Origin of the sequence: Paracoccus salsus (assembly GCF_021556615.1) — a bacterium.
Taxonomy (GTDB): domain Bacteria; phylum Pseudomonadota; class Alphaproteobacteria; order Rhodobacterales; family Rhodobacteraceae; genus Paracoccus; species Paracoccus salsus.
In genome coordinates this window covers 499,591-514,669 of the sequence record NZ_JAKGGD010000002.1, presented here as the reverse complement: position 1 = coordinate 514,669, position 15,079 = coordinate 499,591, and the positions used below count along the sequence as shown (strand labels likewise).

Below are 15,079 nucleotides of genomic sequence, written 5' to 3'. Positions count from 1 at the left end.
CTATGGTTGCGATCTGCTCACCCGACCCATTGATGAAGGAGGCTGCCATGCCCCACCTCCCGCCTTTCGGCCCTGCCGTGACCCGCAGGCCTGTCTTCGCCCCGGATGACGCCCTGACTCGGGACAAGTGGACGGATTTCGAAGACGAAATGATCCGTCTGGATGCGACCATCATCGACAACAACATTGCCGGCAGCGATCCCACGCTGCAGGTGCGCGCCCGCGACGGCGTGAACTGGACCATCGAACTGGCAACCCGCAGCCGCAACCTTGCGGTGGGGTTGACCGAATCGCAGGCACTGCCCGGCGATTTCGTCTCGGTCGTCGGTCGCCGGACACATCACTTCGGCGAGATGCGCATCAAGGCCACCCATGTGACGATCGGAGACAAGGCATTCGAGCTTTACTCCGACCGCACCGCGGTCGCCTGATCCCCCTGCGATGCCTGGCGGGGCATCGCCAGGCCCTGCGCCGCACTGGCCATGGTCTTCTTCTGCATTGCCCCGCCGCCGTCGCCCTGAACGTCATCCAGATTGCCTGGTCCGTCGCCGCGCACGCGCCAGGACCCTTGCCGCCTCTTTCCAACCGATGCGGCAGGGATTAGGTTGCGGCGATGCGCTGGTCCGTTCCCAATATCCTCACCATGCTTCGGCTGATCGCGGCGCCCGGCGTGCCGCTGATGTTCCTGTATTTTCATCGCCCATGGGCGGATTGGGCGGCGCTGGCACTGTTCCTGGTGGCGGCGATCACAGACTGGTTCGATGGCTATCTGGCCCGTGCCTGGCATCAGGAAAGCCGCTTCGGTGCGGCCATGGACCCGATCGCGGACAAGGCCATGGTGGTCATCGCGATCGTCGTCATCACCGGATATTCGGGCATGAATCCCTGGCTGATCCTGCCGGTCGCAGTCATCCTGTTCCGCGAGGTTTTCGTTTCGGGCCTGCGTGAATTCCTGGGCGCCGATGCCAGGCTTCTGAAGGTCACGAAGCTGGCCAAGTGGAAGACGACCTTGCAGATGGTCGCCATCGCCGTGCTGTTTCTGGGCACGGGCCTGGCCTATGTCGAACATGGCCGCGCGCCGCTGGTGGGCGAGGGACAGCTGCCCTGGTCCGACAGCTGGTCGGATATGGCCAACCAGGCGGGGCTGGCATTGATCTGGATTGCGGCGGCGTTGACCGGCTGGACCGGCTGGGACTATTTCGTCAAGGCGCTGCCCTATCTGCGGGAACCTGCCGATGACGATTGACGTGCTTTATTTCGCCTGGCTGCGCGAGCGTATCGGAACCCCGCGCGAACAGGTCGAGACCTCGGCCAGGACGGTCCGCGACCTGATCGCCGAACTGGCGGCGCGCGACGACTGGCATGCCGCCGCCTTCGCCGATCTGGGCGCCGTGCGTTGCGCCCTGGACCAGCAGTTGAGCGAACTCGACGCAGCGCTGGACGGGGTCCGCGAGGTCGCGTTCTTTCCGCCGATGACCGGCGGCTGATCCATGACGTCTCCGATCATGCGCGCGCGGGTCCAGTCTGCCGGTTTCGATCTTGCGACCGAGCTTGCGGGTTTCGGAACCGGCGCCGGAGCCGTCGTCACGTTCACCGGCGTCGTGCGCGACGACAGCGGCCGGATGGCCGCGCTCGAGATCGAGCATTACCCGGGCATGACCGAGCGCGCGCTGAACGATTACGGCCAGCAGGCGGCATCCCGCTTCGGCCTGGCCGACTGGCGGATCGTGCACCGCCACGGGCGGCTGGCGGTAGGAGAACCGATCATGATGGTCGCGACCGCCGCCCGTCACCGCCGCGCCGCCTTCGATGCGGCAGATTACCTGATGGACTGGCTGAAGTCCCGCGCACCCTTCTGGAAGCGCGAGATCGGCCGGGACGGAACCGCGTGCTGGGTGGACGCCAAGGCCAGCGACGAGACCGCGTTGTCGCGCTGGTGACCGCTTTCCGCGCCCGAATCATGCCGTTCCACGGATCCGCTGCACGCCGGGCGTGGCTGAGCTGGCCGGCTCGCCAGCATGGGCGCGCGCCATGATCCGTCCCGAATTGCGCGCCCTTGCCGCGCGCTGGTCCGAGATTCTGGTGGCCTGCGCGGTCGTCCTGTCCGGCGGCTGGCTTGTGCTGCGCGGCGGCTGGTTCTTCGCGGCGCTTGGCGGGCTGGTGAGCCTGGTCGGCACGGCGCTGCTGATCGGCGCATGGCGACGGCTTCCCTTCCGGCGCCAGGTCGATGCGCCCGGCGTCGTCGAGGTGGTCGAGGGCGCTGTCCGCTATTATGGCGCGGAGAGTCCGGGCGGCGAGATTGCGCTGCGCGACCTTTCCGAGATCCGTCTGCTGCGCCTGCGCGGCCACGGCCATTGGCGCCTCGGGAATGCCACGGGCGAGGCCTTGCTGATCCCCGTCGATGCGGCGGGCGCCGAGGCGCTGGCCCATGCCTTCACCGCCCTGCCAGGGCTTGACATGGGCGCGGTCTCGACCGCGCTGGCGCATGTCGCGGACCAGCCGGATGCGGTCCGCACCGTTTGGCGGAGGCCGGGCTGAGTCGGGTTGACTTGCGCGGCGCCTGTTGCCACCTGTGACCGACCGTCAATTCGTGAAAGGCCGCCACCCATGTCCATCCCGCAGCAGGGCGGAGGCCCGATCGAAAGCCGCGATCAGCTGGCCGACTACATCGCCTCGGGCGAAAAGCCGCGCGATGCGTGGCGGATCGGAACCGAGCACGAGAAGTTCGGATACTCCAAGGCGCAGAAACTGCCCTTGCCCTATGAGGGCGACTGTTCGATCACGGCGATGCTGACCGGGCTGCAGGAACGCTTTGGCTGGTCGCCGGTGCTGGAACAGGACAAGATCATCGGGCTGGAACGCGACGGCGCGAATGTCAGCCTTGAACCGGGCGGGCAGCTGGAGCTTTCGGGGGCGCCTCTCGAGACGATCCACCAGACCTGCGACGAGGTGAATCAGCACCTGTCCGAGGTGAAGGCCGTGGCCGACCGGATCGGAGCAGGGTTCATCGGCCTTGGCGCCGCGCCGATCTGGTCGCAGGACCAGATGCCGATGATGCCGAAGGGACGCTATCGGCTGATGACGGATTACATGTCGCGCGTCGGCACCCTGGGCCAGCAGATGATGTATCGCACCTGCACGGTCCAGGTGAACCTGGATTACGCGAGCGAGGCCGATATGGTCCAGAAGCTTCGGGTGGCGTTGGCGCTGCAACCGGTGGCGACGGCACTGTTCGCAAACTCGCCGTTTCTGGACGGCAAGCCGAACGGCATGAAGAGCTGGCGTGCCCATATCTGGCAGAATCTGGACGAGGCGCGGACCGGGATGTTGCCCTTCGTGTTCGAGGACGGCTTTGGCTACGACGCGTGGGTCGATTACGTGCTGAACGTGCCGATGTATTTCGTCTATCGCGACGGCCGCTACATCGACGCGCTTGGCCAGTCGTTCCGGGATTTTCTTGACGGCCGGTTGCCTGCACTGCCGGGCGAGGTGCCGACGCTGTCCGACTGGGCCGATCACCTGACCACGGTTTTTCCCGAGGCGCGGGTCAAGAAGTTCATCGAGATGCGCGGTGCCGATGGCGGCCCGTGGCGCAGGCTGTGCGCGCTGCCGGCGCTGTGGGTCGGCCTGACCTATGACCAGGACGCGCTGGACGCTGCGTGGGACCTGGTGAAGGGCTGGGACCACGAAACCCGCGAAGGGTTGAGGGCGGCCGCCGGTCGCGACGCATTGCAGGGCGAGGCTGGTGGCATCCGGCTGCACGACCTGGCGCGAGAGGTGCTGGCGATCGCCGAGCAGGGCTTGAAGAATCGCGCCTTCCCGGGCGCTGGCGGGCTGGTGCCGGACGAGACCCATTTCCTGAACGCGCTGAAGGAAAGCGTGGATAGCGGCAAGGTGCCGGCCGACGAGTTGCTGGAGCGCTATCACGGCGACTGGCAGGGCGATCTGTCACGCATCTATGCCGAATATTCCTATTGATTGCGTCCCGCGATGGCCGGGGGGCTGTCTGCCCCCCGGACCCCCCGAGCATATCTTGGGGCCAATGCCGTCACCGCCAGGGCCCGCTCGGGCGCACAACAAGGTGAGCCGTCGGCGGGACGCAGCGGGTTGAATTGCCCGGCATCCGATGGCACCCGATGAAGGGCTGAAACGGGGGCATGCGATGCGGGGTGATCTGATGACATGGGTGCAGCGGCTGGTCGGAGCGGTCTTCCTGATCGGGCTGGTCGCGCTTGGCGCGGCCGTGTTCGCGCTGGTCAGGCAGGCCGAGGGCACTCCGCCTCTGCCGATCTATGTCGGGCTTCTGGGGGCCGTGCTGCTGATCCTGCTGGCGGGTGCGTGCATGGCGGTGATCTCGATCTCCATCTCGGTGCGGCACGGTGCCGAGATGTTGCGGCGTATTGCGGCGCAGGGCGGCGGCGCGACGGCTTCGCCGTCCCCCGGTCCGACGCCGCGACCCCTTTCGGCCACCCCGTCGCGTGAGGAAACCGGCTCGCCCGAGGGCGTCGCCCCAGCGCGCATGGGCGCGCGCAAGCTGGTGGCGGAACGCTGATCTAGCGTTTGCCGCCGATCCGCGGCTCGGTCCCGTCCAGGAGACGGGCAATATTGGCCTTGTGGCGAATGAAGATCAGCACGGCCATGAACATCGCGACCAGGATCAGGTCGTTGCGCCCCATCGCCCAGGCGAAGACCGGCGACAGTGCCGCCGCCAGCAGCGCGCTGAGGCTGCTGATCCGCGCGATCGCGGCGCTCAGCGCCCAGATCGCGCAGGCGATCAGCCCCAGCGGCCAGTGCAGGGCAATCAGCGTGCCGAGGAAGGTGGCGACACCCTTGCCGCCCTTGAAGCCCAGCCAGACAGGGAAGCAATGGCCGAGAAACGCGGCCCCGCCTGCAAGAAACGCCGCCGTCTCGCCGCCGAAATGGCGGGCCATCAGCACGGCGATGGCACCCTTGCCGGAATCCAGAAGCAGCGTGGCCAGGGCCGCGGGCCTGTTGCCGGTTCGCAGCACGTTCGTGGCTCCGATATTGCCCGATCCTATCTTGCGCAGATCGCCCAACCCCAGCGCGCGTGCGATCGCCAGGCCGAACGGGATCGAGCCGAGCAGATAGCCGAGAATGCTCCACAGGATCAGGGTCATGCGTCCGCTCCGAAGACTCGCTGCCCCGCCCTCCAGGTCCCCAGCACGCGGCCTTGCATCCGGGCACCGTCGAACGGCGTGTTCTTGGATTTGGAAAGCAGCGAAAAGCGGTCCAGGAGGAAGGGCGCATCAGGATCGAACAGAACCAGATCCGCGGGCGCGCCCCTGGTCAGCCGGCCGGCGGGCAGTCCCAGCCGCCGGGCCGGGTTCAGCGCCAGCGCCCGCCATAGCTGCGGCAGCGACAACCCGCCCTGGTGATAAAGACGAAGCGCGGCCGGCAGCAGCGTCTGCAGCCCGACAGCACCGGGGGCCGCCGCCTCGAAGGGCAGACGCTTGGATTCCTCGTCCTGCGGCGTGTGGAAGCTGGCGATCACGTCGATCAGTCCGTCCGCCACGGCCTGCACCATCGCCTGCCGGTCGTCCTCGGAGCGCAGCGGTGGCGTGAAACGGAAGAAGGTCCGGTAGTCGCCGATATCGAATTCGTTCAGCGTCAGGTGGTGGATCGCGATTCCGGCGGTCACGTCCAGCCCAGCCTCACGGGCCCGGACGAGGGCGGGCAGGGCGTCCGCGGTGGTGATCTGGTCGGCATGCCACCGGCAGCGGGTCATCGCCACCAGGGACAGGTCGCGGTCCAGCCCCATCACCTCGGCCATCGGCGACACGGCGGGGAGGCCGTAGAGCGAGGCGAACTTGCCAGAGGTGGCGGCGGCGCCTTTCGACAGCCCGGCATCCTGCGGGTGGCCCACGATCAGCGCGTCCAGCCCGCGCGCATAGGTCATTGCCCGAGACAGCACCTTGGTGTCGGTGACGACCCGCACACCATCGGTGAAGGCCATCGCGCCAAGATCGTTGAGAAACCCGATCTCGACCATCTCGCGTCCTTCGCGGGCCTTGGTCAGCGCTGCCATGTGGCGGATATTGACCGGCGAATCGGCGGCGCGGCGGGTGACGAATTCCAGCGATTCCGGCGTGTCGATCGGCGGCGAGGTGTCGGGGCGCGCGATCAGCGTGGTCACGCCTCCGGCGGCGGCGGCCCGCCCGGCGCTGCGGAAGCTTTCCTTGTGCCGTTCGCCCGGTTCGCCGATCTTCACCCCCCAGTCGACAAGCCCCGGCGCCAGGGCATGTCCGCCGCAATCGATGACCGTCGCGCCGTCGGGGGGGGCCTCTTCGATGGCGCCCGTTCCTGCGATGCGCCCGTCACGGACCAGCAGGCTGCCGGGCCTGTCGGTCTGCGCCTCGGGATCGATCAGGCGTGCGTTGGCCAGGACAAGGGTGCTCACACCATCACCCCCGCCGCCGCGCGGCCCCGTTCGGCGCGCAGGTTTCGCGCCAGCAGGTCAAGCGCGGCCATGCGGACGGCCACGCCCATTTCGACCTGGTCCTGGATGACGCTGCGATTGATGTCGTCGGCGATGGTTCCGTCGATCTCGACCCCACGATTCATCGGGCCGGGATGCATGACTATGGCGTCGGGTGCGGCCAGTGCCAGCTTTTCGGCATCCAGCCCCCAGCGGTGATAGTATTCGCGCTCGGACGGAATGAAGCCGCCATCCATCCGTTCGCGCTGAAGCCGCAGCATCATCACCACGTCCGCGCCTTTCAGACCCTCACGCATGTCTTCGTAAAGCTCGACCCCCATCTCCGCGACGCCCGCGGGCATCAGCGTGGCCGGGCCGATCAGGCGGATGCGGTTCTCCATCTTTCCCAGCAGGATCAGGTTCGAGCGCGCGACGCGAGAATGGGCGATGTCACCGCAGATCGCGATCGTCAACCGGTGCAGCCGCCCGCGTGCGCGTCGGATCGTCAGCGCGTCCAGCAGCGCCTGGGTCGGGTGTTCGTGCCGTCCGTCACCGGCGTTGATGACGGCGCAGTTGACCTTTTCGGCCAAAAGCTTCACCGCCCCCGAGCTCGGGTGCCGGACCACCAGCAGGTCGGGCTGCATCGCGTTCAGCGTCAGCGCCGTGTCGATCAGTGTCTCGCCTTTCTTCACCGACGAATGCGAGACCGCCATGTTCATGACATCGGCTCCCAGCCGCTTGCCCGCCAGTTCGAAACTGGCCTGGGTGCGGGTCGAGTTCTCGAAGAACATGTTGATCAGGGTCATGCCCGCCAGCGCGTCCGAGTGTTTCACCGTGCGGCGGTTCAGTGCGACATAGTCCTCGGCCAGATCCAGCAATGTGGTAATTTCCGCCGGCGCGAGATGGTCGATGCCCAGAAGATGGCGGGCGCGGAAGGTCATGGTCGGCCTCTGGCAGGATCGCGGTCGCTTCTCTATCGCAGATGGGCGGGCATGCGGCAAGCCGGCCCGCGCGCCCGCTCCGAACGCTCGGCCCGCGAGGGATTTTCAAGAAGACCGGGAGGCAGGTTTCTGCACAGGATGCAAATCCGGAGATTGCCGAGAATCGCGCCCAAGGATATGCGATAGGCATGCTTGGACGCTATGCTCCCCATGTCGCCGCGACGCTGTCGTTGGGCTTGCCGCTGATTGGCAGCCACCTGGCGCGCATGGCCATAGGGGTCAGCGACACGGTCATGGTCGGCTGGTTCGGGGTCGAGCAGCTGGCGGCGCTGGTGATCGCGACCTCGTTCCTGATCATCCTGTTTTTCCTGGGCATGGGCTTCGGGACTGGCGTGATGGGGTTGATCGCGACCGCCATGGCGCGTGGCGACGAAACCGAAGTCCGGCGTGGAACCCGCATGGCGCTGTGGCTGTCAGGGCTCTTCTCGATCCTGATGATGCCGCTGATGTGGTGGTCCGAGGGGATATTGCTGGCGCTGGGGCAGACGGCGCTGATATCCGAACTGTCCCAGGACTATCTGCGGATCGCCGGCTGGGGGTTGCTGCCGATGCTGGCCGGTCTGACGCTGAATTCCTATCTGGCCGCGCTTGAGCGGACGCAGGTCGTCATGTGGGTCACGCTGGCTGGGCTGCCGCTGAATGTCGCGATGAACTGGGTCTTCATCTTCGGCAATCTGGGTGCACCGGAACTGGGCGTGCGCGGCGCGGCGATCGCCAGCCTGTCGGTGCAGGTCACGCAGCTGGCCATGCTGGTCCTCTATGCAGCCTGGTTGCCACTGGCGCGGAAATTCCATCTGTTCCAGCGCTTCTGGCGGCCCGACTGGCCGGCCTTCCGAGAGATCTTCTGGCTGGGACTGCCGATCGGCATCACCATGCTGGCAGAGGGCGGGCTGTTTGTCGCCTCGAACCTGATGATGGGTTGGATCGGCACGCAGGAGCTGGCTGCGCATGGCATCGCGCTTCAGATCACCTCGATTACCTTCATGGCGCATCTGGGGCTGTCGAACGCGGCAACGGTGCGGATCGGCCAGGCCAAGGGCAGGGGCGATCCGGTCTGGATGCGCGATGCGGCCATGGCGGTCATGGCCCTGTCGCTTGGCTTTGCGGTGCTGGCGATGGCATTGTATCTGATCCTTCCCGAGCCGCTGGTGCGGATGTATCTTGACCCGGCCGATCCGCAGGCGGCGGAGATCGTCGCCATCGGTGCGGGGCTGCTGTTCTATGCGGCCCTGTTCCAGTTGACCGATGCGATGCAGGTCGTGGCGCTGGGGCTGCTGCGCGGCGTCCACGACACCCGCGTGCCGATGTGGATCGCCGGGTTCAGCTATTGGGTCATCGGGATGCCCATTGCCTGGGGCCTGGCGTTCCCGCTGGGCTTGGGGGCGCCGGGATTGTGGCTGGGCCTGGTCGCCGGGCTGACGGTGGCTGCCGTCCTGCTGCTGGTGCGGTTCTGGCGCGGTCACGCGCGGGGGGACTGGACCGCGCCTCTGGCTCCGGTCTAACCTGCGCCCGGCAGTTCCTTCAGGAGGTCAGCGATGCGTCCAGTCTTCGTCCAGTTCCGCTGCGAGCCCGGCAAGACCTACGAGGTTGCCGAGGCGATCTATGACCGCGAGGTCGTCAGCGAGCTTTACTCGACTTCGGGCGATTACGATCTGCTGGCCAAGGTCTATATCCCCGAGGACGAGGATGTCGGCCGGTTCCTGTCGGACAGGCTGTTCGACATTCCCCATATCAGCCGCACGCTGACGACGATGACGTTCCGCGCGTTCTGATCGACCCCGAGGCCGCGGTCGCCTGACGCTTGCGGGTGGCGGCGAAATCGGCGACCAATCGGGGCCATGAAGATACCGCCCTTCGCCCCGATTCCCGCAGCCTTGCCTGCCACCGTGCCCTTTGTCGGTCCCGAGACATTGCAACGCCGCCTTGGCCGACGCTTCGCGGCGAGGCTGGGCGCGAACGAGAACGGCTTCGGACCCAGCCCGGCGGCGATTGCGGCGATGCGGGCGGCGGTGCCCGAGATCTGGCAATATGGCGATTCCACCAGCCACGATCTGCTGCAAGCCTTGTCCGCCCATCTCGCAATTCCGGTGGGCAGCGTCACCGTGGGCGAAGGCGTGGACGCGCTGCTGGGCAATCTGGTCCGGCTGATGGTCGCACCGGGGGATGCGGTGGTGACTTCGGACGGCGCCTATCCGACCTTCAACTATCATGTCGCAGGCTTTGGCGGGGTGCTGCACAAGGTCCCTTATCGCGACGATAGCGAGGACCTCGCGGCGCTTGCGGCGCGCGCGCATGACAGCGGCGCGCGGCTGGTCTATCTGGCCAATCCCGACAATCCGATGGGGTCCTGGCATTCGGGCGCGGCGATCCGGGGGATGCTTGACAGCCTGCCAAAGGACACGTTGCTGGTTCTGGACGAGGCCTATATCGAGTTCGCGCCCGCCGAGGCTCTGCCGCGGATTTCAGCCGATGATCCGCGTGTGATCCGCATGCGGACCTTTTCCAAGGCCTACGGGCTGGCGGGTGCCCGGATCGGCTATGCGATCGGGCATCCCGACCTGATCGCCGGATTCGAGCGCATCCGCAATCATTTCGGGGTGAACCGTATCGCGCAGGCGGGCGCGCTGGCGGCGCTGGGCGATCAGGACTGGCTGGCGCATGTCGTGGCCAACATGGCCGCCGCGCGCGACCGCATCGGACGAATCGGCGCCATGAACGGTTTGACCGCGCTGCCCTCGGCGACGAACTTCGTGGCGCTGGACACCGGGGCCGACGGCGACCATGCCCGCGCGCTGGTCGCGGCGCTGGAGGCCGAGGGCATCTTCGTCCGCATGCCGGGCGTCGCCCCGCTGGATCGCTGCATCCGCATCAGTTGCGGCCCTTCGGCCGAGCTGGACGCGCTGGAAGATGCGCTGCCGCGCGTGCTGGCCCGGCTCGGCCCCGCGTGAAGCGGCGCCGGGCCCGGCGGGACAGGGTCACATCGCCGCCAGCTGCGCCAGTGCCGTCTGCAGCCGGGCGATGTCATCCTCCAGCGCGGCGAGCTTGTCGCGCGTCTCGTCGATCACCTCGGGCTCGGCGTTCGCGACGAATTTCGGGTTCGACAGGCGGGCCTTCAGCCCGTCGGCGTCCTTGCGGGCCTTGGCCCGGGACTTTTCCAGCCGCGCCGTCTCGGCCGCCACGTCGATGACGTCTTCGATCGGCAGCGCGAAGCTGGCGCCCTGCGCGGCGACCGAGATCATTCCCTTCGCTGCCACGCCGTCCCGGGCCGGGTTCACGCGCGCCAGCCGTTCGATCAGCGGGCCGTTCGCGGCGAGGGCCGTCCGCGCGGCTTCGTCGGCCTCGGTGACGATCAGGTCCAGCCTTGCCCCGGCCGGCACGCCCATCTGCGCGCGAGCCGAGCGAAGCCCCTCGATCACCGCGATCACCCAGTTCATCTGCCGGTCGGCGGCGGGGTCGATCAGTTCGTCGCCATAGTCCGGCCAGTCGCCATGGACCAGCATCCTGCCGCGATCGCCAGTCAGCGCCCACAGCTCTTCGGTCACGAAGGGCATGATCGGGTGCAGCATCAGATAGCACTGGTCCAGGACCCAGCCCATCGTGGCGCGGGTTTCCTCGGCCTCGGGGCCATCGAAAAGCGGCTTGGCGAATTCCACATACCAGTCGCAGACCTTGCCCCAGACAAAGGCGTAAAGACCGGTTGCCGCGTCGTTGAAGCGATAGGTTTCAAGCGCCGCGTCCGTGGCCTGGCGGATATGCGCGACCTCTCCGATGATCCAGCGGTTCACCGTGTGCTGCGGTTCGGGACGGGCGCCGCCGCCACGCACGCCGTTCATTTCGGCAAAGCGGGTGGCGTTCCAGATCTTGGTGACGAAGTTGCGGTTCGCCTCGACATGTTTCGGACCCAGCCTGGGGTCGCGGCCCATCGCGGCCATGCTGGTCAGCGTGAAACGCAGCGCGTCGGCGCCATATTCGTCGATCAGGGTCAGCGGGTCGATGACGTTGCCCTTCGACTTCGACATCTTCGCGCCCTTCTCGTCGCGCACCAGGCCGTGGACATAGACGGTGTGGAAGGGCACGTCCCCCACCACCTCAAGCTGCATCATCATCATTCGGGCGACCCAGAAGAAGATGATGTCGAAGCCGGTCACCAGCACGTCGGTCGGAAAGTATTTCCGCATTTCGGGAGTGTCTTCGGGCCAGCCAAGCGTGCCGATCGGCCACAGGCCGCTGCTGAACCAGGTGTCCAGGACATCGGGATCGCGCCAGACCGGATAGACCAGATGGGTCGGGTCCTGCGACAGCGTGTAGTCGGCCAGGCTTTGCGACAGCAGGTCGATGGCGGCCTCGCGGTCCGCGACCTCGACCACGCGGCTGATTTCCAGCGGCTGCGGCAGCCCGGCGATGTCGTCCCGGAACTTCTTCCGGACCGCCTCGAAGGTTGCGGCGCAATGCTGGCGGCGGCCGGTATGGACCAGCCCGTCCACCAGCAGGCCGAACATCTCGACCTCGTCCAGCGCACCATCGCCCTCGTCATCGACGAAGTTCTCGATCCTGAGGTCGAGCCCGTACCAGACCGGGATCTGATGTCCCCACCAAAGCTGGCGGCTGATCGTCCAGGGCTCGATATTCTCGAGCCAGTGGAAATAGACCTTCTTGTGTTGCTCGGGCAGGATCCGGGTCCGGTCGTCGCGGACAGCAGCCAGCGCGGGGCCGACAATGCGCTGCGTGTCGACAAACCACTGATCGGTGAGCATCGGTTCGATCACCACGCCCGAGCGGTCGCCGAATGGCTGAACGATCCGCTTCGATTCGACCACCGGGTTGCCCTCGGCGTCGGTGACCGCCAGCCCTTCTTCCGTGATCGCCTCGATCACCCGCTTGCGGGCGTCATAGCGGTCCAGCCCGCGCAGATCGGTGGGCACGAGGTTGACGGCCGACACGTCGCCCACATCCTCGCCTTTCGCGGCGCGCGTGGCGATGGCTGCGCTTTCCTCGTAGGACAGGCCGTCCTCGCGCATCGCGCCCCTGCCGTCCATCAGCGCGTAAAGCGGGATGCCGTTGCGAGTCGCCACACCATGATCGTTGAAATCATGTGCGCCGGTGATCTTGACCGCGCCCGAGCCGAAATCGGGGTCGGGATAGTCGTCGGTGATGATCGGGATCAGGCGGCGATGCGCCTTCGGCCCGACCGGAATTTCGCACAGCTTGCCGACGATGGGGGCGTAGCGCGCATCGTCCGGGTGAACCGCCACCGCGCCGTCGCCCAGCATGGTTTCGGGACGGGTGGTGGCGATGCTGATATAGTCGCGCGTCTCGCGCAGGGTGACGTTGCCGTCCGCGTCGCGTTCGACATAGTCATAGGTCTCGCCATCGGCCAGCGGGTACCTGAAATGCCACATATGGCCCTGCACTTCGCGGTTCTCGACCTCCAGATCGCTGATTGCCGTCTCGAAATGCGGGTCCCAGTTCACCAGCCGCTTGCCGCGATAGATGATGCCCTTGTCGTAGAGGTCGACAAAAACCCGGATCACCGCGTCGTGGAAATTGCCGTCCTCCCCCGCCGGTGCGCTGGGGGCGCCGGACATCGTGAAGGCGTTCCGGGACCAGTCGCAGGACGCACCCAGACGCTTCAACTGGTTGATGATCGTGTCGCCGGATTCCTGTTTCCATGCCCAGATCTTTTCGACAAAGGCATCGCGGCCGATCTCGCGCCGGTCCGGCTCGCCGCGCAGCGCCATCTGCCGTTCGACCACCATCTGGGTCGCGATGCCGGCATGGTCCTGGCCCGGCTGCCACAGCGTGTCGAAGCCCCGCATCCGGTGCCAGCGCACGAGGATGTCCTGCAACGTGTTGTTGAAGGCGTGGCCGATATGCAGGCTGCCGGTCACGTTGGGAGGCGGGATCATCACGCTGAAGCTTTCGCCGCGCGAGGCATTGGCCCCGGCCGCGAAGGCGTTGGCGCGTTCCCATTCGGCGCTGATGCGGGCCTCGGCGGCCCTGGCGTCAAAACTCTTGTCCATCGTCATGCTGGCAGATCCCCTTGCTTGGGGAATGGCTTAACGAATGGGCACGCAAAGGCCAAGATGCAGCGGCCAGAGGAAACCGTCGGGGATCAGGTCCTGAACGGGAAAAGGTGACGGAATCGCGGCGCACAGGCCTGCACAGGCGCCACCGGTGCGCATCGGCGGTGTCCTCAGCCCTGGTCCAGGATGGGTGAGAAACCGCCCCAGAACATCCGCTTGCCGTCGAACGGCATCTCGGCCGGCATCTGGAAATCGGCCATCTCGGCCTCCATCTTGCGGGCGGCTGTGTCGCAGGTCGCCCGATCCGGCCATTCGATCCATGAGAACAGCGGCACTTCGCCCTCCTGGGCATCGGCGGCGCGGTAGAAATCGGTCAGCTTTCCGTGCGGAACATCCTCGCCCCAGCATTCGATCTGATATGTGGCGCCGTGATCGCGAAACATCTGCGACGCGCTGCGCGCCATGTCGATATAGGCCTGTTTCATGTCGGCCCGGGCGGCCAGAACGAAGCCCTGAACATAGCGGCCGGGCTGGCTTTCGCCGTCCTCGACGATCGGGCTGAATGCGCCCCAGAACATCCTGTTGCCATCAAAGGGCATCTCGCCCATGGCCTGCATCTGCGGGTCTTCCATGATCGACTGCCAGGCCGCATCGGCGGTCGCACGGTCAGGCCATTCGATCCACGAGAAGACCGGCGTCTCGTCCTGCCGTGCCTGTGTGGCGCGATGGAAATCGGTCAGCGTGCCGTGCGGGACATCCTCGCCCCAGCATTCGACCATCCGCCGTGCGCCGCGCTTGCTGAACATGGGCCAGGCGGCCTTGGCATGATCGATATAGGCCTGCTTGCTGGCATTCGGCACGGCCGCGACAAAGCCCGTATAATAGCTCATTCCACCCTCCCCCCGGATGCTCGCTGGATCGAAGCATGAGGCTTGCGGTATGAAAAAGCAACCAATACCATGAGTGCGTGACCGAAGCAGGCAAGACCGCGCGCATCCGCTATGACGAGGGCTGCCTTGCGGCCCACGCGCTGAATGTGATCGGCGACCGTTGGGCCCTGCTTGTCGTGCGCGAGCTGATGCTGAGGCCCAAGCGTTTTCAGGTGATCCGTGCCGGCCTGCCAGGGGTCACGGCCAGCGTCCTGACGCAGCGGCTGGGGCAGCTGGCGCAGGCCGGGGTCGTGATGCATGATGACGATCTGGGCGTCTATGCCCTGACCGCGTCAGGGCGCGACCTGCTGCCGGTCTTGCAGGCCATGTGTCGCTGGGGGGCGACGCATCCCGGCCATGATCCGCGCCGGTTCATCAGTCCGACGGCGTTGATGATTTCGATGACGGCGATGATCGACTCGGCTGCGGCGCAGGGCTGGCAGGTGTCCGCCGGGTTCCGGTCGGGACCGGAGAGCTTTGTCCTGCGGTTGGCAGGCGACGGCATCCTGCGCGTCGAGGCCGCGCAGCCCGCCGGCGCCGATTTCATCCTGGATGGTGAAGGCAACGCGCTGGCGCGGGCGGTCTATGGTCGCGAAAGCTTGCAGGATCTGGCGGCGCAAGGCGTGATCTCGCTGTCGGGCAACGGCGGCGCGGCGCAGGGCTTCGTGGGCCTGTTCAGCCTTCGCTGAG

16 protein-coding genes are annotated in these 15,079 nt (G+C 66.6%); 11 read left to right on the top strand and 5 right to left on the bottom strand.

Annotated elements, in window-relative coordinates; all coding sequences use genetic code 11:
• Positions 1 to 47: 47 nt before the first annotated feature.
• From L1965_RS05860 to L1965_RS05830, 7 genes are all read left to right on the top strand, one after another.
• Positions 48 to 431: a hypothetical protein gene (locus tag L1965_RS05860; RefSeq protein ID WP_235755462.1), complete on the top strand. Its 384-nt coding sequence runs from the start codon at positions 48 to 50 to the stop codon at positions 429 to 431.
• A 182-nt stretch (positions 432 to 613) separates the two neighbouring features.
• Positions 614 to 1,246, top strand: a complete 633-nt coding sequence (gene pgsA, locus L1965_RS05855; RefSeq protein WP_235755461.1) for a CDP-diacylglycerol--glycerol-3-phosphate 3-phosphatidyltransferase — start codon at positions 614 to 616, stop codon at positions 1,244 to 1,246.
• A complete protein-coding gene (moaD, locus tag L1965_RS05850; protein WP_235755618.1) occupies positions 1,242 to 1,487 on the top strand; it encodes a molybdopterin converting factor subunit 1 in 246 nt (81 codons plus the stop codon). The genes pgsA and moaD overlap by 5 nt, the downstream gene beginning before the upstream one ends.
• A gap of 18 nt (positions 1,488 to 1,505) precedes the next feature.
• Positions 1,506 to 1,940: a molybdenum cofactor biosynthesis protein MoaE gene (locus L1965_RS05845; protein WP_235755617.1), complete on the top strand. Its 435-nt coding sequence runs from the start codon at positions 1,506 to 1,508 to the stop codon at positions 1,938 to 1,940.
• Positions 1,941 to 1,992: 52 nt separating this feature from the next.
• Entirely contained in the window at positions 1,993 to 2,538 is a 546-nt protein-coding gene (locus L1965_RS05840; RefSeq protein ID WP_235755460.1) for a hypothetical protein, read from the top strand.
• A gap of 69 nt (positions 2,539 to 2,607) precedes the next feature.
• Positions 2,608 to 3,978 carry a glutamate--cysteine ligase gene (locus L1965_RS05835; protein WP_235755459.1) on the top strand — a complete coding sequence of 457 codons (1,371 nt, stop codon included), beginning with the start codon at positions 2,608 to 2,610 and terminating at the stop codon, positions 3,976 to 3,978.
• A 184-nt stretch (positions 3,979 to 4,162) separates the two neighbouring features.
• Entirely contained in the window at positions 4,163 to 4,552 is a 390-nt protein-coding gene (locus L1965_RS05830; RefSeq protein WP_235755458.1) for a hypothetical protein, read from the top strand.
• A 1-nt stretch (position 4,553) separates the two neighbouring features.
• Here L1965_RS05830 and plsY read toward each other — a convergent pair whose 3' ends face one another.
• The 3 genes from plsY to L1965_RS05815 are packed head-to-tail and all read right to left on the bottom strand — an operon-like array spanning position 4,554 to position 7,377.
• The gene (plsY, locus tag L1965_RS05825; protein WP_235755457.1) at positions 4,554 to 5,138 is read right to left on the bottom strand and encodes a glycerol-3-phosphate 1-O-acyltransferase PlsY; all 585 of its coding nucleotides are present in this window, start codon (positions 5,136 to 5,138) and stop codon (positions 4,554 to 4,556) included.
• Entirely contained in the window at positions 5,135 to 6,418 is a 1,284-nt protein-coding gene (gene pyrC, locus L1965_RS05820) for a dihydroorotase (protein WP_235755456.1), read from the bottom strand. The genes plsY and pyrC overlap by 4 nt, the downstream gene beginning before the upstream one ends.
• Complete coding sequence (locus tag L1965_RS05815; RefSeq protein WP_235755455.1) at positions 6,415 to 7,377, bottom strand: aspartate carbamoyltransferase catalytic subunit; 963 nt, start codon at positions 7,375 to 7,377, stop codon at positions 6,415 to 6,417. The genes pyrC and L1965_RS05815 overlap by 4 nt, the downstream gene beginning before the upstream one ends.
• Before the next feature lie 188 nt (positions 7,378 to 7,565).
• Between L1965_RS05815 and L1965_RS05810 the strand changes: the two genes are divergently transcribed.
• The 3 genes from L1965_RS05810 to L1965_RS05800 all read left to right on the top strand — a co-directional run bounded on the left by L1965_RS05810 (position 7,566) and on the right by L1965_RS05800 (position 10,385).
• Entirely contained in the window at positions 7,566 to 8,939 is a 1,374-nt protein-coding gene (locus tag L1965_RS05810; RefSeq protein ID WP_235755454.1) for an MATE family efflux transporter, read from the top strand.
• Between the two features lie 33 nt (positions 8,940 to 8,972).
• A complete protein-coding gene (locus tag L1965_RS05805; RefSeq protein WP_235755453.1) occupies positions 8,973 to 9,209 on the top strand; it encodes an Lrp/AsnC ligand binding domain-containing protein in 237 nt (78 codons plus the stop codon).
• 66 nt (positions 9,210 to 9,275) lie between these two features.
• A complete protein-coding gene (locus tag L1965_RS05800; RefSeq protein WP_235755452.1) occupies positions 9,276 to 10,385 on the top strand; it encodes a pyridoxal phosphate-dependent aminotransferase in 1,110 nt (369 codons plus the stop codon).
• Positions 10,386 to 10,412: 27 nt separating this feature from the next.
• On the opposite strand, the gene L1965_RS05795 is transcribed toward L1965_RS05800, so the two are convergent.
• Positions 10,413 to 13,463: a valine--tRNA ligase gene (locus tag L1965_RS05795; protein ID WP_235755451.1), complete on the bottom strand. Its 3,051-nt coding sequence runs from the start codon at positions 13,461 to 13,463 to the stop codon at positions 10,413 to 10,415.
• Between the two features lie 167 nt (positions 13,464 to 13,630).
• Positions 13,631 to 14,350 (bottom strand): DUF1428 domain-containing protein, encoded by a 720-nt coding sequence (locus L1965_RS05790; protein WP_235755450.1) that lies wholly within the window; start codon positions 14,348 to 14,350, stop codon positions 13,631 to 13,633.
• Between the two features lie 77 nt (positions 14,351 to 14,427).
• Here L1965_RS05790 and L1965_RS05785 point away from each other — a divergent pair, with 77 nt between their 5' ends.
• Positions 14,428 to 15,078 carry a winged helix-turn-helix transcriptional regulator gene (locus tag L1965_RS05785; RefSeq protein ID WP_235755449.1) on the top strand — a complete coding sequence of 217 codons (651 nt, stop codon included), beginning with the start codon at positions 14,428 to 14,430 and terminating at the stop codon, positions 15,076 to 15,078.
• Position 15,079: the final 1 nt, after the last annotated feature.